Below are 19,515 nucleotides of genomic sequence, written 5' to 3' on the forward strand. Positions count from 1 at the left end.
GGAACGCCCACAAGCGTGGGTTTTTTCATGAATAAGATAGGCCCGGCTCGGTAGCTCAGTCGGTAGAGCAGAGGACTGAAAATCCTCGTGTCGGCGGTTCGATTCCGTCCCGAGCCACCATGCTTTATAAGCAATACGGAGGCTTAGCGAAGTGGCCAAACGCAGCAGACTGTAAATCTGTTCTCTGACGAGTTCGGTGGTTCGAATCCATCAGCCTCCACCAGTTTAAGATTATGAGCCATTAGCTCAGTTGGTAGAGCACCTGACTTTTAATCAGGGTGTCGTAGGTTCGAGTCCTACATGGCTCACGTTATATGCGGTTGTGGTGGAATGGCAGACACGCTATCTTGAGGGGGTAGTGGGCGTACGCTCGTGGAGGTTCGAGTCCTCTCAACCGCACCAAAATCAAATATGCGGTCGTGGCGGAATTGGCAGACGCGCTAGATTCAGGTTCTAGTGGTGTAACAGCCGTGGAGGTTCGAGTCCTCTCGACCGCATCTTTACGCGGAAGTGGCTCAGGGGTAGAGCATCGCCTTGCCAAGGCGAGGGTCGCGGGTTCGAATCCCGTCTTCCGCTCCATTTATTAAAAAGTTCATGTGCCCTTAGCTCAGCCGGATAGAGCGTTTGACTACGAATCAAAAGGTCGGGAGTTCGAATCTCTCAGGGCACGTACTTGTCGCTTAATGAAGCAAGCTAAAAAAACAAGAGCTGTTTTTGAAGAAAGTAGAAATACTTACTTCAAAACGGCTCTTTTTGTCGTTATGTTTAGCAAAAGATTCGGAGGGACAAGGCTTATAGAATCTTCTGCTTTTTTTCGTTTATGCATTACAAAAACTAAATATACAATACCTATTTTATTTGGTAAAATATAGGTCAATGTGGTTTGTAAATCATACCCATCTTTCTTATGAATTTCTATGCACCACGCACAAAATGGAAGCAAAGGAGGTTTGGAGTAAGGATCATATTCATTTCACCGTTTTTAGCAAACCGATGAATGGTCATCGACAGATAGGCCCCGGCCGCAACAATAAAAACAACAGGGGATAAGGAGAATCCGGATGGCCGTCTTATGATATGGCTAGAGCTTTAGCCAAAAGATCTCAAAAATACGTTCTATTACACGGAGTGGGGTGCTTCTTTCAATGAGTAAAATCCAGTTGTTTTGTCTGCCTTATGCCGGTGGATCGGCTACGATTTATTCCAAATGGAAAAGATTATTGAATACGGATATTGAATTGTATCCTGTGGAATTAGCAGGCAGAGGCCGGAGATTTAGCGAGTCTCCTTATGCTAATGTAGAGCAAGCGGTCGACGATATTTATCGTGAGATCGGCGGGAGGCTCCATGCCCCGTTTGCCTTGTTCGGGCATAGTATGGGAAGCTTACTGACGTATGAGCTGTGCTGCAAAATTAAGCAGTTAAAAGGCGTGGAGCCGGTGCACATCTTTGCCTCCGGGCGCCGGGCGCCGCAGTGTCCGCATGATAGGAAGGTGATGCACCTTCTCCCTGAAGCCGAATTTATGACGGAAGTTCACCAACTGGGAGGAACTCCGCGGGAACTATTCGAAAACCGGGAACTGGCGGAAATTTTTATGCCGCTTTTAAGAGCGGACTATAAGCTGGTCGAAACCTATGTCTATCAAGAAAAAAATGTGAAGTTCGATTGCAGTCTTACCGTATTGAATGGAAAAGAAGACGACATGGTTCCTGAGCATCTGAACGCTTGGAGTGACCATACCAACGGTTCCTTCGAGATTGTGGAGTATGATGGCGGACACTTCTTCATTCACGATCAGACGGAGCCAATCGTTAAGCTGATTAATGAAACATTAAGTATGGTAGCTTTATCATCGGGCAGATAGTACAGGCCCACAGAGGCGGGGATCGTCATCCATTCTGACGGCCCCTTTTCTGCCTCAGACGAAGAAAAACTATCGGTAAGCTCTCCGTATTCTATCCCCTAGCCACGCCTCTAGAGTTGAAAGAAAGGCTGTGAGAGGCAAATTTAGTATAACCCTCTGATGCGTGCATCTTCCTATAAGTTTTCACTCCTTACTTTTCCCAATGCTTACTTAAACATGCGTACTCCACATAAGACGTCGTCAGATACTTTTCTTATAATAGAAAGCTGTTAAAAGATAGGACTAGATAAAACGAAACGAAATATGATAGAATGGGTAGGCATATTGTTTAGATTTTATGAATAAACCTAAGAGGACCAAGTAGTCGCATACAGGTTGCGGCTTTTTTTATGCCCTACGAACTAGTTTGGAGCATTGAAAGCGCCATAAAAAATCTTTGATGAGGGTGACCTTAACATTTTCAGAAGGAGTAGCGATCTATGAATTCTACCCGAGTGGACAAATCTTCATCCCCGAATCAGTTGAAAAGAGGGCTGGCGGCCCGGCACATGACGATGATTTCGCTCGGCGGCTCCATCGGTACAGGCCTGTTTCTGGCCAGCGGCGGAGCCATTCATTCGGCCGGTCCGGGCGGAGCGTTCCTTGCGTATTTGATTATCGGCATCATGGTTTATTTTTTGGTAACGAGCTTAGGCGAAATGGCTACTTATATGCCAGTATCGGGGACGTTCAGCACGTACGCGACCCGCTTCGTGGACCCGTCGTTCGGGTTCGCGCTCGGCTGGAACTATTGGTACAACTGGGCGATTACGATAGCCGCCGAGCTGTCGGCAGCGACACTGATCATTAAATTTTGGCTTCCGGATAGTCCTTCTTTCCTTTGGAGCGCGTTGTTTCTTGCCTTGATGGTGGGGCTGAATCTGCTTTCGGTAAAAAGCTATGGGGAATCGGAGTACTGGTTTGCCTTAATAAAGGTCGTCACGATCATTGTGTTCATCGGTATCGGCATTCTGATGATCATCGGCATCTGGTCCAGCGAAGCCGTCGGCTTACGCAATCTTACAATAGGCGACGCACCTTTCCATGGAGGGTTCTTGGCTGCGCTCGGCGTATTTATGGCCGCAGGATTCTCCTTTCAGGGAACGGAGCTGGTAGGAGTAGCTGCCGGGGAGAGTGAAGATCCGCGCCGCAACGTACCTAAGGCGATCCGTTCGGTTTTCTGGCGCATTCTGCTGTTCTATTTGATTGCTATCGCTGTGATCGGTTTGCTTATTCCGTATACGAACGAAAATTTGGCCAGCGATAACGTAGCGATGAGCCCGTTCACGATGGTATTTGAAAAAGCCGGCCTCAGCATCGCCGCATCGGTGATGAATGCCGTCATTCTTACATCGGTACTATCAGCAGGGAACTCCGGCATGTACGCGTCGACCCGGATGCTGTGGGTGCTGGCGAAAGAAGGCAAAGCGCCGCGTTTTCTGGCCAAGCTGAGCAAGAGAGGCGTTCCGGTATATGCGCTGCTGGCCACGAGCGCTTTGGGCATGTTCGCTTTCTTGTCCTCCTCGTTCGGCGACGGTGTCGTCTACACTTGGCTGCTGAATGCATCCGGCATGTCGGGCTTTATCGCTTGGCTCGGCATAGCGATAAGTCACTACCGCTTCCGTAAAGCCTATGTCGCTCAAGGCCACGACATTAACGATCTGCCGTACCGGGCCAAATGGTTTCCGTTCGGGCCGATCCTGGCTGGGGTACTGTGCGCTATCGTTATCGTCGGTCAGTGTCTCGGCGGGATTAAGGACGGTACGGTCGATTGGGCCTATCTGTTTGCTTCTTATATCGGCATTCCGCTCTTTTTGGCGATTTGGCTGACGTATAAGTGGAAGCATAAAACGAAAATGCTGAAGCTGGAAGAATGTGTGTTCGACGAGATTGTTGAGGAAAAGTCGAAATAGGAAATAATGAAACAGCCGCCCCGGCAAGGGACGGCTGTTTTTGTACGTTAATTAGTAGTGAGTGCCTTGGAATCGCCGCTTACATAAACGCCTTCTTCCGTAGAAGGGGAGACCGCGATCGTCTGATTGTCGAATTGCTTCTCGCTCTTCGCAATGACGACGGTGGCGACGCTGTTGCCGATCAGGTTCGTGATGGCGCGTGCTTCGGACATGAAGCGGTCAACGCCAAGCAGAAGTGCCATGCCTTCCAGCGGGATCACGTTGCCGGGGATCGCCGCAAGCGTGGCAGCCAAGGTGACGAAGCCGGAGCCGGTAACGCCTGCCGCCCCTTTGGAGGTCAGCATCAGCACGCCCAGCAGCGTTGCAATTTGCAGCCATGTCAGCTCAATGCCATAGGCTTGCGCGATAAATAAGGCTGCCATCGATAAGTAAATCGACGTGCCGTCCAGGTTGAACGAGTAGCCGGTTGGGACGACCAGACCGACGACCGACTTGGAGCAGCCGTATTTTTCAAGACGTTCCATTAAGCGCGGCAGCGCCGATTCGGAGGAGGACGTGCCGAGTACCAGCAAAATTTCTTCTTTGATGAACTTCAGCAGATTGAAGATGCTGAAGCCGTAGAACCGGGCTACTGCGCCGAGAATAACGATGACGAACAAAATCATGGTGATGTAAACGGAGCCCATCATTTTGCCAAGGGAGAACAGGGAAGCAATCCCGAATTTCCCGATCGTATAAGCCATGGCGCCGCCGGCGGCAATAGGGGAGAAGCGCATGATCATGGCGACCAATTTAAAGAAGATGTCGTTCAATTTCTCGAAAAATTGCGTGACGGGTCTGGATTTCTCGCCCAGAGAGGCCATAGCGAGACCAAACATGACGGAAAACAAGAGCACCGGCAGCATGTCGCCTTTGGCAAGCGCGCCCACGACACTATCCGGAATGACGCTGAGCAGAAAATCCATGAAGCTGTGCGGAGCTTCCGCGGCTTGCTTCGCATATTTTGCCACGTCGGCCGCATTGGCCCCGACCTTGCTGACATCCATGCCGGAACCGGGGCGGACGAGATACATGACGGCAATCCCGATCGCCATCGCAAAGGTCGTGATGATTTCGAAGTACAGCAGCGCTTTGCCGCCGATTCGGCCGATTTTTTTCATATCTCCCATATTCGCGAAACCGATTACAATTGTAAAAAAGACGATGGGGGCGATGACCATTTTGATCAGCTTGACGAACATATCGCCGAGCACTTTGAGCTGCACCCCAAATGCCGGGAAAAATTGTCCGATCAAGATCCCGAGGACAATGGCAATCAAGACCTGAACCGTAAGGTTTTTAAAGTTGATTTTCATGGACACTACCTCATTTCTATATTGCGTTCGCTTTTCGTGTTTTTATGTTATCGCTTTCATAATGGCTTGTGAATCATTTGGACATATTGGTTGTTTTGGTCTTTTTGGTCTTGGAGAGCGCACAAAAAAGCGGACCGCGTTGTATGTTAACGCGATCCGCCGGGCGGTGAGGATAATCTGTATTTATTGACGGGGCGGCCGACCCCGTATTGGAGATCGAGACGGACTTGACCGCTCTTCTCCAAATAATCGAGATAGCGTCTGGCCGTCACCCTGGCGATGCCGACACCTTCGGCGACCTCCTCTGCTGAAAGCGCCTCCGATTGCAGGAGTAGAAATTGCACAATCTGCTTGAGAGTTACAGCCTGAAGCCCTTTGGGCAATTCCGCCGGCTCTTCCTTTTGGCCTTCTGGTGAAGACGCATCATGCGTTCTTCCGAAAAGCAGCCGGTCCAGCTCGGATTGGGAAGCGGGACGGCTGCTGTCGAGCGCTGCCTTCATCTGCCGGTAATGCTCAAGCGCCTGCTTCACCCGTTCAAATTTAAACGGTTTCATAATGTAATCGACGGCCCCGTTCTGAAGCATCCGCTCGATGGTTCGCATATCGTTGGCCGCGCTGATAATCATAACATCGACGGGGGTTTGATTTCGGCGCAGCTCCAGAAGCGTCTCTATGCCGTCCAGCACCGGCATGAAAATATCGAGGATGACCAGATCGGGCCGTAGCTCCTTCGCCATGCGCAAGCCTTCATCCCCGGTGGAGGCGATGCCGACGACACGAAAGCCTTCCACTCGCTCGACGAATTGACTGTTGACTTCCTGCACCATCGGATCGTCTTCGATCAACAGGACGCGGATAGTGTCCCGCTTGAATTCGTTCATACCGTCTGCCATATTGCTTATCATCTCCCTCGTTTTCACTGTTAATGAAAGAGTATCGGACTGCAAAAAAACTACTGCATCGGGAACGTAATGATGAACGTCGTTCCTTCTCCCGGAGCCGATTCGATCTGAATCGAGCCGCCGCCTTTCCGCACGATACCGTGGATCAGATGAAGGCCGATTCCACGTCCGCCGTCGCCTTTGGTCGTAAAGCCGTGCTCGAATATGCGGGTTTTGACGGATTCCTCCATGCCGCAGCCATTGTCCTCGACGAGGACGGATAGCACCTCGTCATCTTGTTCGAGGCTGATGAAGATTCGTTTGTTATCCTTGGTTTGATGATGCAATGCGTCAAAAGCGTTTTCCAGGAGGTTACCGAGCAGAATCACGAAATCGTGATGATCGAGCCGTTCGGGAAACCGTTCCAGCCGGCTTTGCCTGTCGATCGTCACCTCGATGCCAAGCTCCCGGCCGCGGCTGATCTTGCCGAGCAGCAGACCGGTCAAGCTTTCGTTATGAATGCGGCTGTCGAGGAACCGGGTCAGCTCTTCTTTCTGCTCGGTCATTTCGAACAAGTAATCAAGCGCTTTCTCGTTGCTGCCGAGCTGAATCAAGCCGCCGATCGTATGCAGCTTGTTCATGTATTCGTGGTTTTGCACGCGCAGCGCATCGACGAAGGTCCGGACGCCGGTCAGCTCTTCGGCCATCCGCGTCACTTCCGTCCGGTCTTGAAAAATGGCGACGGCGCCGACGGTTTGTCCGCCAACCGTAACTGGCACCCTGTTGCTCATGATCGGCGTTTCTTGAATGACCAGCTCTTGATTGAAGATCGGATGATTGAGCTCCAATATTTCCGGCAGCCGCGTATCGGGGAGCACCTCCCAAATCGACTTGCCGACGACGTCACCCGATACTTTGAGCATCTGTTTCGCCTTCTCGTTGAAAATCGTGATGCGTTCGAACTTATCGATGGCAATGACGCCTTCATGCATCGCGTTGAATGTTGCTGTACGTTCGAGCAGCAGTGCAGCGATTTCGTGCGGTTCCAGCTCGAACATCTGCCGCTTGATATGCTGGGCGAGCTTCCACGACCCCCACAGCCCGAAGAGCAGGGAGATGAGCAGCACGACGTAGGCTTGTTTCGACAGGTCCAGCAGCACCTGCCCTATGGTCGGCTGGATGCGGCCGACGAGCGCGACGCCGATCTGCGCATGCTCGGCGTTCATAATCGGCACGAAGGCGCGCAGCGCCGTGCCGAGCTCGCCCTCCGCCTTAGACACGTAAGTGTGCTCGGCAAAGGCGGGGCCTTCGTCGGCACCGGACGAAACGGTGCCGATTTTGCTTTCCACCGGATGCGACAGCCGCAGCCGGTGCATATCCATCACCACGACGTAGGTCACGTCGTTGATGATGCGAATGCGCTCGGCGGCAAGCTGGATGCCGTCGCGCATTCCGGGGTCCGCAATGCCGGAGACGATCTCCGGCATCTGCGCCACGGTGCGGGCGGTCACAAGCAGCCGCCGCCCGAGCTCTTCTTCTTTCAGCCGGACGATACTTCCAAGGAGAATCGTCCCTCCGATACAGAGCGAGAACAGGACGATGCCGAACGACAAAATCGCGATTTTCCAATTGATTTTCAAGCGCTGCGGCATCATCCATCCCGCCCCCTTTCTACGATATATTATCATACAACAGGATGCAGCGGATGGAAAACAGAACAGCCCTGTCTTCCGCAACCGGGATGGAGCGGGGACGGGCTGTCGATAGGCGAATACGTATGGAATCGGGAGAATTAACCGCCCGGCATCTTCTTTTTCTCTTCCTTCCCTTTGCCTTGCTGCTGCTCCGGGGTTTTATTTTTCTTCTCGGACGATTCTTTCTTCGTCCCGGCTTTGCCTTCCTGCTTGGACTGCTGCTTTTCCTTTTTGCCGCCAGCCCACGGGTTGCCCCCCATTCGAACTTTTTCTTGAAATTCGAGCTCCCGCTTCAGCATTTTTTGCCGGTCCTTTTGCAGCTTTTTAAGCTGCTTTTTTTCTTCCTTGCGGATCTTTTCCTGCTGCTCGTGCTCGCTTTTTTTTATATCCTGATACATCTTCAACTGCTGTTGAAGCATCGTATCGCTCGGCTTATTTTGCTGCTGTTTTTTACCCTGTTGCTGCTCTTGTTTTTTTCCGCCGCCGCAGCCCGTCAATACGATCGGCATCAGCAGAAGGCACCAAAGCAGACCCCGTACGAATCTTGCCGGCATCTCGTCTGAAACCTCCTTCGTTTGCGGGAAATCGTCCGCTTTTTTCTTTAGTTTATCCGTTTCTTCAAAATTCATGTTCGGCTTGTACAGTCCGGTCTTCGTTGAGTTAGGCGGCGACATATGTTATTGTACATCATGATCATGACACTCCGGAGGTGGAAGGGCGTGAGGCCTTTGCTCGGAACGCTGCTTGTTGTATTAATCGGGCTTGCCGCTGCCGTGGCGATCGGATTTTATCCGGGCTTTTCCACGACATCCGACGTGGTGGATGACGAACAAGAAGGCTTTGACCAGGCACTGGTCATTAAATTCAGCCATGTCGTGGCCGAAAATACGCCCAAAGGTTTGGCGGCTCAAAGGTTTGCCAGACTGGTGTCCGAAAAAACAAACCGACGCGTGAAGGTTGAAGTGTTTCCGAACGCGGTTTTATATAACGAGACTGACGAAATGGATGCGCTTATGCGCGGCAACGTGCAGATGATCGCCCCTTCGTTTGCCAATCTATCCGAGCATGTTCCGGCGTGGCTGACGTTTGACCTCCCGTATGCTTTCTTGAGCGATGAAGCGGTACAGGAGGCGTTTGACGGGGAGCTCGGGAAGCTGCTGTTCGATAAGCTGGCAAGCAAAAATCTGGTCGGCTTGTCTTTTTGGGGCAACGGCTTCAAGCAAATGACATCCAATCGGGGGCCATTGATTCATCCTTCGGATTTCAAAGAACAGCACTTTCGCATTTTGCCCAGCAAAGTGATCGAAGCGCAATTTCGACAGTTTGAGGCGAAAACGACCCCGATTCCGTTTAACGAAGTCTATCGCGGTCTGGAGTCGGGCGTCGTGGACGGCGAAGAGAATACCATCTCCAACATTCGCACGAAAAAGTTTTATCAGGTGCAAAAATATATGACCATCAGCAACCACGGATATCTAGGGTATACGGTGCTGATGAACAAATCGTTCTGGGACAAGCTGCCGGGGGATGTGAAGCAGCCCTTGATAGAAGCGCTGCAAGAAACGGCGCACTGGGCCAATGACAATGCGATCGAGATGAACCGGCGCCAGCTTGAAGAGCTGCGCCATCAGGGAGCGCTTCAAATTCATGTTCAAACGCCGGAGGAACGCCGCGAGTGGATGCAGCGATGGGAGCCGATTTACCAGGAATTCGAGTCTATGATCGGAAAAGATGTCATGAGCCTTATTCGCCGGTTGCGGGAAAAGTACGGTGGTTAACGAAGTGATGACGGCGGCATGCTGGAATTCGACATTTTTTTTGCAGGATAATCCCTCTTTTTTGCCGGATATACAAAAACATCCATAATCACAACTAAAAGGTGTAATATATGGATTGTTCACACGAACGCAAAATCATATAAGGAGTGATTGTCATGAAAAAGATTGCTTCTCTGGCCTTACTTTCGGCATTATCCCTAACGTCTATCGCTGGTGCTGCAAGTGCAGAACAATTGACGCCTAATGCAATTAATCCGACTGTAGCGGCTTCCGAACCGATAGGTCATCATGAACTGGCCGCCGCAGGACTTGTCATCAAGTTTGGTTCGGTATCTGGTGTACATCATTACACCGTATCGATTTTAAATACAGATGACAACTCGAAACAAACGTTTGACACAACAAGCAACTCGTATACATTTACTGGTGCAACAATAGACACGGAATACAAGTTATGGGTTGGCGCGTATGACAAAAGCGGCAAATTGCTTAAACAAACCGACTCTAATTCGAACTATGTAACCTATAAATTCGCAGGCCAAAGCGTATCGCTTGCTTGGAAATAGCAACAGCAAAGTAGACTCCTTGAATGTAATGTTCAAGGAATCTACTTTTTTTTTCGAGTCATCTTACGCCGTACCTTCCAGCACATATACCTTCACATTTTTCTTCACGCCGAAGTCGCGGGCCTGCTTCACGTTGTCCATGAACAAGTCGATTCGCGTACCGCGGATGGCCGATCCGATATCTTCGGCCTTGCGGACGCCAATACCGTCGATGAACACGGTCGAGCCCATCGGGATAACCGAAGGGTCGACGGCAATCGTACGTCCTTCCTCGGCTTTGCTGCCGCTGTAAGTGATGCCGTAGTCCGGATGGGACGGCTTCTTGCCGGTCGATTCGACTCCCGCGGTATAAGCCGTTAGCGTCGAAGTCAGCACCTGCCGGATGATGCTCGCTTGTCCCTTAGGCAGCTCAAGGCCGGCTTGTTCCGGCGGAATCTGCAGCTGCTGTCCTGCCTGGAGCGATCCGGGATCGTCTATTCCGTTGACGGCCAGCAGGGTCTGCACGGGGATTCCGAACGATCTGGAGATCCGATAAAGCGTATCGCCCGAGCGCACTTGATAGGAGACAGGGGAAGGCATAGTCTTCAAGACAGGGCTTTCCGTCTGCGCTTCAGCCTCTTTGTCTCTCTGCAGGATCGCGTCCCATTCCTGGGATGTCATGGTCGTTTCGGCCAGATCCGCCGATGTATGGTAGGCATAGGCTGACCGCTCGGCCGCCGTTTTTAGGGTGACGATGAGAATAAGGCAAATCGTAAGCCGAAAAATACTAGGATTCAACATTCCTTACTACTCCTCCTTTGTAAAAAACTAGAGTGATAGTACTAGATTTGCCCACTATCCCCGGATTTAAACCGGCAGGTAAAAATTCGTTTCTCCAAATCTATTGATTGAACGGCAATCTTCCAGTATAGTACGAACTATATGTCAGATATTGTGACGCATTGCAGGAATACGCGACCGGCAGAAGGTCCGCACAAGGGGGCATCGGGATGAGCAGACTTGCAGGAAAACGAATTGCGCTTACAGGACCGAGGAAAGCGGCGGAGCTCAGCGTCATTGTGGAAAAGCTGGACGGGGTGCCGATCTTGCGGCCGGCCCAAGGAACCGTTGCCGTTGAGCAGGAGCAAGTGGAGGCGGAAATTGCTCGTCTGATCGAGACGGGGATCGATTGGGTCATTCTTACGACAGGGATCGGCACGGAGCTCTTGGTGCAAGCGGCCGAAAGCATGGGCCAAAAGGAAGCGTTCGTTGAAGCGTTGGGCCAAGCCCGAATCGCGGCCAGAGGATATAAAACGATCAATTATTTGAAAACGTTGGGGCTAACCCCTACCGTTCGGGACGAGGACGGAACGACGGCCAGCCTGATCGCGGCGATGGCGCCTTACGAGCTTCAAGAGCAAAGGGTAGCTCTGCAACTGTACGGCGACAACGCTCCCCGGCTTGTCCAATGGCTCGCCGAGCGGCAGGCGTCGTACCGTGAAATTTTGCCGTATCGTCACGTTCCGCCCGCCTTGGAGGTGGTGGATACGCTGCTGAATGAAATTGTGAGCGGCGCTATCGATGCCGTGACATTCACCAGCACCCCGCAGGTTCGGTTTTTGATGACCTATGCCCGGGAGCAGGGGATGGCAGACCGGGTTAAGGAAGCTTTTGCGAGCGGCGTCGTCGCCGTGGCGGTAGGCAAAGTGACGGCTGAAGCGCTTCGCGAAGAGGGCATTGCCCGGGTCGTCGCACCCGAGCAGGAGCGGATGGGCAGCATGATCGTCAGCCTGGCGCAGTATTATGAGGAGGAATCTGGGGCGTAAAGCGTCGGATTATTCCGAAATTTGGTCCGAGATTTCAGGTATGGTATACTTTCCGTGTTAGGAAGGTATGCCCTATTTTTTACATATGGAGGCATTATGGAAGCGACTCCGGTAGTACAATTGCAGCAGGTAACCAAGCGAATCGGCTCCAAAACGATTGTGGACGGGCTGTCTTTCGCAGTAAAGCCCGGCGAAGTGTTCGGTTTTCTCGGACCGAACGGCGCGGGCAAGACGACAACGATCCGGATGATGGTCGGATTAATGGCCATCACGGACGGCGAAGTGCTGATTCAGGGACATAGTGTGAAAACAAGGTTTGAGCAAGCGATGCTTCATGTCGGCGCGATTGTGGAGAACCCCGAGTTTTACGGATTTATGACCGGGTATCAGAACCTGGTTCATTTTGCCCGGATGATGCCGAATGTCCCAAAGGAACGTATTGACGAAGTGGTTCGGCTGGTGAAGCTGGAGAACCGCATTATGGATAAGGTAAAAACGTATTCGCTCGGCATGCGGCAGCGTCTCGGCGTAGCCCAGGCGATTCTGCACCGACCGTCGGTGCTTGTGCTGGACGAGCCGACCAACGGTCTGGACCCAGAGGGGATCCGCGAGCTGCGCGATTATTTGCGCCGGTTGGCTGCGGAGGAAGGGCTGGCTGTCATCGTTTCGAGCCACTTGCTGTCGGAGATGGAATTGATGTGCGACCGGGTAGCCATCATTCAGAACGGACGGCTGCTCGATGTCCGGTCGTTCAAGGAGGCGCCTTCGGAGACGGAGGCGGTCGAGGTCCGGTTTGAAGTCGACCGCCCCGAGGCGGCTCTGGAGCTGCTTGGAGAAGCGGAACGCGCGCAAGCGGAAGGCTCGGAGCTCGTCGTATGGCTGCCGAACCGGCGCGAAGCGACCGCCGAGCTTAACGCCCGCTTCGTTGCGGCGGGAATCCGGGTTTACGGCATCCGGACGCTGACCAAAACGCTCGAGGAGCAGTTCCTCGAAGTGACGGGAGGGAACCGGATTGTCTAGCGTATTTCGCCTCATACAGAACGAACAGATGAAAATTTATACCCGTCTGCGGACGTGGATCATGCTCGCTTTTGTCGTCTTGGCGGTCGTTTCGATGGGCGCGATGATGAAGTATGTCCTCGAATCGGAGATGAACCACGTCCTTCAATTCATGAGCAACTCGGCGATTCTCGCCCCGCTCGTCACGATTTTTTCCGTCATTGTGGCGGGTGACAGCGTAGCTTCCGAATTTACGTGGGGCACGGTGAAGCTGCTGCTGATCCGTCCGGCCTCCCGCGGCAAAATTTTATTGGCCAAGTACGTATCCGTGCTGCTGTTCATTGTCGAGCTGCTGCTGCTTATGCTGATCATCTCCTACTTTACGGGGCTCGTGCTATTCGGCGTCAGCGGCTCGGTTGCACCCGACTGGACGATGCCGGCCATCCTTCAAGGGTATGGCATCAAAGCCGTAGAGATCGTGATGACGGCGACGCTGGCTTTTATGATTTCCACCGTGTTCCGGAGCAGCTCGCTGGCGATCGGACTTTCCATCTTCCTGATGTTTGTGTCCGGAACGCTCGTAACCATTTTGGTGCAGCTCAGATATGCCTGGGTCAAATATTTGTTGTTCGCAAATACGGATTTGACTCCGTATTTGCACGGGGGCAAGCCAGTAGTCCCCGGGATGACGCTAGGCTTCTCTCTGGCCGTGCTGGCCGCCTACTGGATAGTGTTCTATGCCGTTTCATGGCTGCTATTTACGAAAAGAGACGTCGCAGGCAGCTAGCAGGCGATCAAGAGGCGTCATTCAACCGACAAAATATTGCAAACGCGACAGCCGTCTTTGTTCTTGCGAATCAAGCGTGCGGTCGCGTTTTTGGCTTGTCTGTAAAGCGGAGGAGGGAGAAGCATGGTCGGATCGGTATGGCTCGTATTTGCGCTGACCTTGATCATTCACGGCGTGGAAACGCTATCTTATGCGGTAAGGCTGGCCGGCATCCGAACAGGAAAGCTGGCGGTCGCCTTGTCGCTCACGGGCATCATCGTTCTGATCTCCAGAACATCGAACATGCTTCAAGGCACGTTATTCGGCAATTTGATCGATAGAGCGAAGAATGACCCAGACATTGCGCTCGGGCTCCAATTTCATCTGATCTTGATCGGGGCATCCGTCGGAACGCTGGTGGCGCTTCTCGTTTTTCCGACGATGGTGTTCGTGGCCGCGCGGCTGATCGCCCGGCTTGAGGTTGTCGGGTCGCTGCCGGTCCTGATCCGGGAGTCCGTGACGATCGACAAGCTGAAATCGGTCAAGCGCGTATTTCGTCTGCCCCGTCTGGAGATGCTCAGCCGGCTGCGGGTCGGCGGGATTCCGAAGCGGCTTTTGCTCATGAACACCTTGGTCACGGGCATCTACACGGTCGGCGTATTATCCGCGCTGTATGCTTCTTATCTCGTTCCCGAGCATGGAACAAGCGCCGCACAATCGTCGGGTCTGATCAACGGGATTGCCACGATCCTGCTGACCATCTTCATCGATCCGCGAGTGGCGCTGCTGTCCGATAAAGCGATGTCCGGCAAGGTCAAGCAGGCGGAGCTTCATAAAATGTTCGGCATCCTTATGCTGTCGCGGCTGGCCGGCACCTTGCTCGCCCAGCTTTTGCTCCTGCCGGGAGCGAAGGTGATTGCATTCATTTGCGGGTTGTTATTTTAAAACCGCAGAGACTTCTATTCTTTGATAGTCCTAGGAGTCAAGTCCTGCCGGTAAGAAGTGTTAAGCTTTCATTAATCTGGTCATTTGAGGCGTATCGGAAGAGGAAAACCGCGATTCATGTCGAATTAAAAGCTGTCAGTTTAAATTAGTTAAAGGGGACTTTCATTAGACTATGATTGAATTCCAGAATGTGTCCAAGGTATATCCGAACGGAACCGTAGGTCTCAAAAATATTAATTTGACCATGGACAAAGGCGAATTTATTGTAATCGTCGGTCTCTCGGGAGCGGGAAAATCGACGCTGCTGCGCTCGATCAACAGACTGCATGAAATTACCGACGGCCAAATTCTCATCAACGGGCGCTCGATTACGGCGGCAAAGGGAGCCCAGCTGCGGAATCTGCGCCGCGATATCGGCATGATTTTTCAAAATTTCAACTTAGTCAAACGTTCCTCCGTTCTTCGCAACGTTCTCTCCGGCCGTGTAGGCTATCATTCGACGATGCGGACGCTGCTCGGGCTGTTTCCGAAACAAGACGTAGAGCTTGCGCTCCAAGCGCTTGAACGCGTAAATATTCGGGAGAAGGCGTATGCCCGTGCGGACGAATTGTCCGGCGGACAGCAGCAGCGCGTCTCGATCGCCAGAGCGCTTGCCCAGGAAGCGAAAATCATTTTGGCGGACGAGCCGGTCGCCTCGCTGGACCCGTTGACGACGCGCCAAGTCATGGACGACTTGAAACGGATTAATCAGGAGCTCGGCATCACGACCGTCGTTAACCTTCACTTTATCGACTTGGCGCGGGAATACGCGACCCGCATTATCGGCCTGCGCGCAGGGGAGGTCGTGTTCGACGGTCCCGTATCGGAAGCGACGGACGAGGCCTTCTCGGGTATTTACGGGCGCGCGATCAAGAAGGACGAGCTTCTGGGGGTGGAGGCGGAATGACCGGGCCCGAACGCCGCGACATCCTGAAAAAGCCGTCGAATACGAAGTCGTATATGACGACGTTAGTCCTGATCTTTCTGTTATGGTGGAGCGCCCATAATACAGACTCCAGTATTACCAAGCTGATCGAAGGTTTTCCGGAGATGGGCAAGCTGCTTGTTGAGATGGTTCCTCCCGACTGGAGCTATATCGATGTTGTCTGGAAGCCGATGATGGAAACGATACAAATGGCGGTGATCGGCACGACGCTCGGCGGGCTGGTCGCGATTCCGATCGCTTTGCTTGCGGCCGGCAACGTAACCCGCAGCCCGTGGATTTATCATCCGGCGCGCATTATTCTCAACCTGATCCGGACCATTCCCGAGCTGCTTTTTGCCGGATTGTTCGTTGCGATCTTCGGCATCGGGGCGATGCCCGGGGTGCTGGCGCTCGCCTTTTTCTCCTTCGGCTTGATCGCCAAGCTGACCTACGAATCGATCGAGGCGATCGATCCGGGCCCGCTGGAAGCGATGACGGCCGTCGGGGCCAACAAGCTGCAATGGATTCATTTTGGCGTCGTGCCGCAGGTGGCGGCTCAATATATCGCTTATTTTTTGTACACGTTCGAAGTCAATGTCCGGGCTGCCGCCGTGCTAGGCTTGGTCGGTGCGGGCGGGATCGGGTTAACGCTCGACCGGACGCTGCAGCAGTTCCGTTATGACCGTTCGGCCCTTATCATTATTTTGACGCTGGCGATCGTGCTGCTGATCGATTTTGTGAGCACGAAGATAAGGGAGAGGCTGTTATGAATCAGACGACGACTAAAAAACCGTTCCGCATCCGTTTCTGGCTCGTGGCCATCATTATATTGGCCATTTATCTCTGGTCTTTTCTCGGCATTAAATTCGAAGGCTTGACGGAAAACGCCGGCCGGGATTTCGCCGCCATTCTCCGCGGCTTGTTCAATCCCGATTGGGGCTTTGTCTACATGCCCGAAGGCGAGGATCTGATCCGGGGACTGCTCGATACGCTTGCCATTTCCATTATCGGTACGTTTATCTCGGCGTTTCTGTGCGTGCCGTTTGCCTTCTGGGCGGCAAATAATATGAGCCGTTTCCGTTGGGTATCCGGCAGCGGCAAATTCATGCTGAGCTTTATCCGGACATTCCCGGAAATCATCATGGCGATCATCTTCATTAAAGCGGTGGGCCCGGGCGCCTATGCCGGGGTGCTGGCGCTCGGCCTGCACTCGATCGGGATGCTCGGCAAGCTGTATTCGGAAGCGATCGAAAATCTCGATCTCGGGCCGACCGAGGCGCTGACCGCCTGCGGCGCCAACCGCTTGCAGGTACTGTGGTTCGCCGTCATTCCGCAGGTACTGCCGCACTTCTTCTCGTTTGCGCTGTACCGCTTCGAGATTAACATCCGTTCCGCTTCCATCCTCGGCCTAATCGGTGCGGGCGGGATCGGGGCGCCGCTCATTCTGGCGCTGGAAGCTCGTGCATGGAACCGCGTCGGCGTTATTTTGCTCGGGATCATCGTCATGGTCACCATTATCGATATTATTTCTTCCGCCATTCGTAAACGTCTGGTGTAGGTGTAGCCCACAAAGCCCGCTTTTCGGATCATTGTGCCGAAAGCGGGCTTCTTTGTGCGGAAAGTCCTGCTTCGCTTCTTATTGGCGTTTAAATCCGGATATCAGCTCGACAAACGCTGCGGCTTGTCCGGATAGCGGCTCGCCTTCGCGCCAATAGACGGCAATCGGGTTCTTCACCTCCGGATGCTTCACCTGTACCCGCACGACCTCGCGTCGCTCTACGAACTCTCGCACCTCGGCGGCCGAGGCGAAGAGCACGCCGTAGCCCGCGGCGACCGCCCGAACGGCTTCGTTCATCCCGCCCAGCTCGACGCCGATCTCGGGCGGGTCGAGGCTCGACATCCGGCATAGCGCGAGCAGCATTTCGCGAGTCGAGCTGCCTTCCTCCCGCATGATGAACGTTTCTTTCAATAGATCGGCGAGCCCGACCTCTTTGGCTGCACACGGATGATCTGGAGGGACGACGAACCACATCGGGTCCTCGAACAGCACGGTGCGCTTCAGCGGGGAGGACGCAGTGGCGCCGCCTCCGATGACCGCGATATCGGCTTCGTACCGTTCCAGCTGTTCAAGCGACTGCTGGGCGTTCCCGGTATATTGAGTCAGCCGCACCCCGGCAAAACTCCGCTTGTAGGCGGCGATCCAGCCGGGCAGCAAAAAGTTGGCAGGCAGATACGTCGCGGCGATCCGCAGTGTGCCGGACCGGCCTGCCCGGTAATCGTCGACGAGCGTTTCCAGTTCCTGTTCCAGAGCGAATAACCGCTCGGCATGGGCGGCAAGGAACGTTCCCGCTTCCGTTAGCCAAATACCCCTTCCTTTCGGAGCCAGCAAGACGAGGCCAAGCTCCTTCTCCAAATTTCGGATCTGCATTGTAACCGCGGGCTGGCTGATGCGCAGCGTCTCGGAAGCACGGGTAACACTTCGGCTTCGAGCGACGACATGAAATATTTTTAACGCGTGGAGGTTCATGGGGAGGGGGCTCCATTCATAAATTTATTTTATGTTTATCAGAAATAAATATATTATACTTATATGTTTTTCCGTTTTATTCTAAAGTCGAACGAAGCAAATCGCAATAGCGAAAAGGAGCGAGCGGGATGAAATTGAGCTGTACGGAGTGCGGACATGAACGGAGCATCACCGATCCGGTATGGCGCTGCGCATGCGGCGGGCTGCTTCAGCTCGAGCAGCGGCTTGGGGAGCTGGACGGCGAGAAGCTGCGGTGCGTCTTCGACGAGCGCCTGGCGCAGCGCAATACGCCTTATGCGAGCGGGGTGTGGCGCTATAAGGAGCTGATTCATCCGGAGCTTCCGGTGGAGCGGATCGTAACCAAATACGAAGGCAACACGGGGCTGTACGGCTCCGAGCCGGTCCGCCTGTTTACCGGAGTCCGGGATTTGCGGCTCAAGGCGCAGAGCGAGAATCCGAGCGGCTCCTTCAAGGATAACGGGATGACGGTCGCCGTGTCGCAAGGCGCGTGGCTCGGGTATGAGCGGTTTGCCTGCTCGTCGACGGGAAATACGTCTTCGTCGCTTGCAATGTATGTGGCGATATCCGGCAAAGCCTCGTACGTCTTTGTCCCGGAGGAAGGCGTCGCAGACGGGAAAGTGCTGCAAACGGCGGCTTATGGAGCGCGGATGATCCGGTTTCAAGGCACCTATGACGACGGGATACGCTTCTTGGAACGGCACGCGGCCGAGCTGGAGCTGTACGTATGCAATTCGATGAATCCGTTTCGGATCGAGGGGCAAAAAAGCATCGTCTATGAAATCGCGCAAGCGCTAAATTGGACGCTGCCGGATTGGATTGTGCTGCCCGGCGGGGCGCTTAGCCATGTGTCCGCGCTAGGCAAAGGGCTGCAGGACATGCTGGCAGTAGGACTCATTTCGCGTATGCCTCGGGTGGCGGTCGTGCAGGCGGAAGGCGCGAGTCCGTTCCACCGGATGATCGCACACGGTCTGAAAGAGCTGATACCGGAGCCCCGGCCGAAAACGCTGGCCAGCGCGCTTAATATCGGCAACCCGCCAAGCTGGAAAAAAGCTGCCGCCGTGCTGCAAGCGACCCGCGGCGTAACGGTTTCCGTGACGGATGAGGAGATCGTAGAGGCGAAAGCGGTGATCGACCGGGCGGGCATCGGCTGCGAGCCGGCATCTGCGGCGTCGGCGGCAGGGCTTCGCAAACTGGTTGCGCAGGGCATCGTGGATAAGGACGAGACGGCGGTGTGCCTTTTGACCGGACATTTGTTAAAGGACGCCGACGCTTTGCAGCGGTATGTGACAGGGGATACTGCCGATGCAGGAATCCCCGTATCTTCAGCGTTGGAGTTGGATCAAGTCAAGGAGCGCCTGTAAAGCAAAAAGGAGCGCCGCTGCGGAATGCAGGGGGCT

19 protein-coding genes and 7 tRNA genes are annotated in these 19,515 nt (G+C 53.6%); 20 read left to right on the forward strand and 6 right to left on the reverse strand.

The window, feature by feature from the left end:
* Positions 1-44 precede the first annotated feature (44 nt).
* The 10 genes from NI000_RS27915 to NI000_RS27960 all read left to right on the forward strand — a co-directional run bounded on the left by NI000_RS27915 (position 45) and on the right by NI000_RS27960 (position 3,817).
* Positions 45-120: transfer RNA gene (locus NI000_RS27915), tRNA-Phe, on the forward strand.
* Between the two features lie 17 nt (positions 121-137).
* Positions 138-223: transfer RNA gene (locus tag NI000_RS27920), tRNA-Tyr, on the forward strand.
* Positions 224-235: 12 nt separating this feature from the next.
* Positions 236-308 (forward strand) — tRNA-Lys (locus NI000_RS27925).
* An 8-nt stretch (positions 309-316) separates the two neighbouring features.
* A tRNA-Leu gene (locus NI000_RS27930) sits at positions 317-402 on the forward strand.
* Positions 403-413: 11 nt separating this feature from the next.
* Positions 414-497 (forward strand) — tRNA-Leu (locus NI000_RS27935).
* Between the two features lie 7 nt (positions 498-504).
* A tRNA-Gly gene (locus tag NI000_RS27940) sits at positions 505-579 on the forward strand.
* Between the two features lie 17 nt (positions 580-596).
* Positions 597-670 (forward strand) — tRNA-Arg (locus tag NI000_RS27945).
* Positions 671-683: 13 nt separating this feature from the next.
* Positions 684-872: a hypothetical protein gene (locus NI000_RS27950; protein ID WP_253414641.1), complete on the forward strand. Its 189-nt coding sequence runs from the start codon at positions 684-686 to the stop codon at positions 870-872.
* A 273-nt stretch (positions 873-1,145) separates the two neighbouring features.
* Positions 1,146-1,865: a thioesterase II family protein gene (locus NI000_RS27955; protein ID WP_253414642.1), complete on the forward strand. Its 720-nt coding sequence runs from the start codon at positions 1,146-1,148 to the stop codon at positions 1,863-1,865.
* Positions 1,866-2,344: 479 nt separating this feature from the next.
* Positions 2,345-3,817: an amino acid permease gene (locus NI000_RS27960; RefSeq protein WP_253414643.1), complete on the forward strand. Its 1,473-nt coding sequence runs from the start codon at positions 2,345-2,347 to the stop codon at positions 3,815-3,817.
* Between the two features lie 47 nt (positions 3,818-3,864).
* Here NI000_RS27960 and NI000_RS27965 read toward each other — a convergent pair whose 3' ends face one another.
* The 4 genes from NI000_RS27965 to NI000_RS27980 form a co-directional block, all read right to left on the reverse strand.
* On the reverse strand, positions 3,865-5,172 hold the full coding sequence (locus NI000_RS27965; protein WP_253414644.1) for a dicarboxylate/amino acid:cation symporter: 1,308 nt from the start codon (positions 5,170-5,172) through the stop codon (positions 3,865-3,867).
* Positions 5,173-5,318: 146 nt separating this feature from the next.
* Entirely contained in the window at positions 5,319-6,065 is a 747-nt protein-coding gene (locus tag NI000_RS27970; RefSeq protein ID WP_253414645.1) for a response regulator, read from the reverse strand.
* A gap of 59 nt (positions 6,066-6,124) precedes the next feature.
* Positions 6,125-7,705, reverse strand: a complete 1,581-nt coding sequence (locus NI000_RS27975) for an ATP-binding protein (RefSeq protein ID WP_301292733.1) — start codon at positions 7,703-7,705, stop codon at positions 6,125-6,127.
* A gap of 140 nt (positions 7,706-7,845) precedes the next feature.
* A complete protein-coding gene (locus tag NI000_RS27980) occupies positions 7,846-8,376 on the reverse strand; it encodes a hypothetical protein (RefSeq protein ID WP_253414647.1) in 531 nt (176 codons plus the stop codon).
* 90 nt (positions 8,377-8,466) lie between these two features.
* On the opposite strand from NI000_RS27980, the gene NI000_RS27985 reads away from it, so the two are divergent.
* Both NI000_RS27985 and NI000_RS27990 read left to right on the forward strand, forming a co-directional pair.
* Positions 8,467-9,525 carry a TRAP transporter substrate-binding protein gene (locus NI000_RS27985; protein ID WP_253414648.1) on the forward strand — a complete coding sequence of 353 codons (1,059 nt, stop codon included), beginning with the start codon at positions 8,467-8,469 and terminating at the stop codon, positions 9,523-9,525.
* 155 nt (positions 9,526-9,680) lie between these two features.
* Positions 9,681-10,091: a hypothetical protein gene (locus NI000_RS27990; RefSeq protein WP_253414649.1), complete on the forward strand. Its 411-nt coding sequence runs from the start codon at positions 9,681-9,683 to the stop codon at positions 10,089-10,091.
* Between the two features lie 63 nt (positions 10,092-10,154).
* Here the strand turns inward: NI000_RS27990 and NI000_RS27995 are convergent, their stop codons facing one another.
* Positions 10,155-10,871, reverse strand: a complete 717-nt coding sequence (locus NI000_RS27995) for a 3D domain-containing protein (RefSeq protein ID WP_253414650.1) — start codon at positions 10,869-10,871, stop codon at positions 10,155-10,157.
* A 209-nt stretch (positions 10,872-11,080) separates the two neighbouring features.
* On the opposite strand from NI000_RS27995, the gene NI000_RS28000 reads away from it, so the two are divergent.
* The 7 genes from NI000_RS28000 to phnE (NI000_RS28030) all read left to right on the forward strand — a co-directional run bounded on the left by NI000_RS28000 (position 11,081) and on the right by phnE (NI000_RS28030) (position 17,128).
* Positions 11,081-11,896 carry a uroporphyrinogen-III synthase gene (locus NI000_RS28000; protein WP_253414651.1) on the forward strand — a complete coding sequence of 272 codons (816 nt, stop codon included), beginning with the start codon at positions 11,081-11,083 and terminating at the stop codon, positions 11,894-11,896.
* A 96-nt stretch (positions 11,897-11,992) separates the two neighbouring features.
* Positions 11,993-12,916 carry an ABC transporter ATP-binding protein gene (locus NI000_RS28005; RefSeq protein WP_253414652.1) on the forward strand — a complete coding sequence of 308 codons (924 nt, stop codon included), beginning with the start codon at positions 11,993-11,995 and terminating at the stop codon, positions 12,914-12,916.
* On the forward strand, positions 12,909-13,682 hold the full coding sequence (locus NI000_RS28010) for an ABC transporter permease (protein WP_253414653.1): 774 nt from the start codon (positions 12,909-12,911) through the stop codon (positions 13,680-13,682). The genes NI000_RS28005 and NI000_RS28010 overlap by 8 nt, the downstream gene beginning before the upstream one ends.
* Positions 13,683-13,805: 123 nt before the next feature.
* Positions 13,806-14,606: a lipid II flippase Amj family protein gene (locus tag NI000_RS28015; RefSeq protein ID WP_253414654.1), complete on the forward strand. Its 801-nt coding sequence runs from the start codon at positions 13,806-13,808 to the stop codon at positions 14,604-14,606.
* Between the two features lie 172 nt (positions 14,607-14,778).
* Positions 14,779-15,552 carry a phosphonate ABC transporter ATP-binding protein gene (gene phnC / locus NI000_RS28020; RefSeq protein WP_253414655.1) on the forward strand — a complete coding sequence of 258 codons (774 nt, stop codon included), beginning with the start codon at positions 14,779-14,781 and terminating at the stop codon, positions 15,550-15,552.
* Positions 15,549-16,340 (forward strand): phosphonate ABC transporter, permease protein PhnE, encoded by a 792-nt coding sequence (gene phnE / locus NI000_RS28025; protein ID WP_253414656.1) that lies wholly within the window; start codon positions 15,549-15,551, stop codon positions 16,338-16,340. The genes phnC and phnE (NI000_RS28025) overlap by 4 nt, the downstream gene beginning before the upstream one ends.
* Positions 16,337-17,128 (forward strand): phosphonate ABC transporter, permease protein PhnE, encoded by a 792-nt coding sequence (phnE, locus tag NI000_RS28030; RefSeq protein WP_253414657.1) that lies wholly within the window; start codon positions 16,337-16,339, stop codon positions 17,126-17,128. Before phnE (NI000_RS28025) ends, phnE (NI000_RS28030) begins: the two co-directional genes overlap by 4 nt.
* Before the next feature lie 78 nt (positions 17,129-17,206).
* On the opposite strand, the gene NI000_RS28035 is transcribed toward phnE (NI000_RS28030), so the two are convergent.
* Entirely contained in the window at positions 17,207-18,097 is an 891-nt protein-coding gene (locus NI000_RS28035) for a LysR family transcriptional regulator (RefSeq protein ID WP_253414658.1), read from the reverse strand.
* Between the two features lie 128 nt (positions 18,098-18,225).
* Between NI000_RS28035 and thrC the strand changes: the two genes are divergently transcribed.
* Positions 18,226-19,479, forward strand: coding sequence for a threonine synthase (thrC, locus tag NI000_RS28040; RefSeq protein ID WP_253414660.1), 1,254 nt, complete (start codon positions 18,226-18,228; stop codon positions 19,477-19,479).
* Positions 19,480-19,515 lie beyond the last annotated feature (36 nt).

Origin of the sequence: Paenibacillus tyrphae, assembly GCF_024158745.1 — a bacterium.
Taxonomy (GTDB): Bacteria; Bacillota; Bacilli; order Paenibacillales; family NBRC-103111; genus Paenibacillus_G; species Paenibacillus_G tyrfis_A.

Coding starts and splice junctions, on each gene's coding strand:
- NI000_RS27950 (WP_253414641.1), top strand. CDS start 684: ATGAAGCAAGCTAAAAAAACAAGAGCTGTTTTTGAAGAAAGTAGAAAT.
- NI000_RS27955 (WP_253414642.1), top strand. CDS start 1,146: ATGAGTAAAATCCAGTTGTTTTGTCTGCCTTATGCCGGTGGATCGGCT.
- NI000_RS27960 (WP_253414643.1), top strand. CDS start 2,345: ATGAATTCTACCCGAGTGGACAAATCTTCATCCCCGAATCAGTTGAAA.
- NI000_RS27965 (WP_253414644.1), bottom strand. CDS start 5,172: ATGAAAATCAACTTTAAAAACCTTACGGTTCAGGTCTTGATTGCCATT.
- NI000_RS27970 (WP_253414645.1), bottom strand. CDS start 6,065: ATGGCAGACGGTATGAACGAATTCAAGCGGGACACTATCCGCGTCCTG.
- NI000_RS27975 (WP_301292733.1), bottom strand. CDS start 7,705: ATGCCGCAGCGCTTGAAAATCAATTGGAAAATCGCGATTTTGTCGTTC.
- NI000_RS27980 (WP_253414647.1), bottom strand. CDS start 8,376: ATGAATTTTGAAGAAACGGATAAACTAAAGAAAAAAGCGGACGATTTC.
- NI000_RS27990 (WP_253414649.1), top strand. CDS start 9,681: ATGAAAAAGATTGCTTCTCTGGCCTTACTTTCGGCATTATCCCTAACG.
- NI000_RS27995 (WP_253414650.1), bottom strand. CDS start 10,871: ATGTTGAATCCTAGTATTTTTCGGCTTACGATTTGCCTTATTCTCATC.
- NI000_RS28000 (WP_253414651.1), top strand. CDS start 11,081: ATGAGCAGACTTGCAGGAAAACGAATTGCGCTTACAGGACCGAGGAAA.
- NI000_RS28005 (WP_253414652.1), top strand. CDS start 11,993: ATGGAAGCGACTCCGGTAGTACAATTGCAGCAGGTAACCAAGCGAATC.
- NI000_RS28015 (WP_253414654.1), top strand. CDS start 13,806: ATGGTCGGATCGGTATGGCTCGTATTTGCGCTGACCTTGATCATTCAC.
- phnC (WP_253414655.1), top strand. CDS start 14,779: ATGATTGAATTCCAGAATGTGTCCAAGGTATATCCGAACGGAACCGTA.
- phnE (WP_253414656.1), top strand. CDS start 15,549: ATGACCGGGCCCGAACGCCGCGACATCCTGAAAAAGCCGTCGAATACG.
- phnE (WP_253414657.1), top strand. CDS start 16,337: ATGAATCAGACGACGACTAAAAAACCGTTCCGCATCCGTTTCTGGCTC.
- NI000_RS28035 (WP_253414658.1), bottom strand. CDS start 18,097: ATGAACCTCCACGCGTTAAAAATATTTCATGTCGTCGCTCGAAGCCGA.
- thrC (WP_253414660.1), top strand. CDS start 18,226: ATGAAATTGAGCTGTACGGAGTGCGGACATGAACGGAGCATCACCGAT.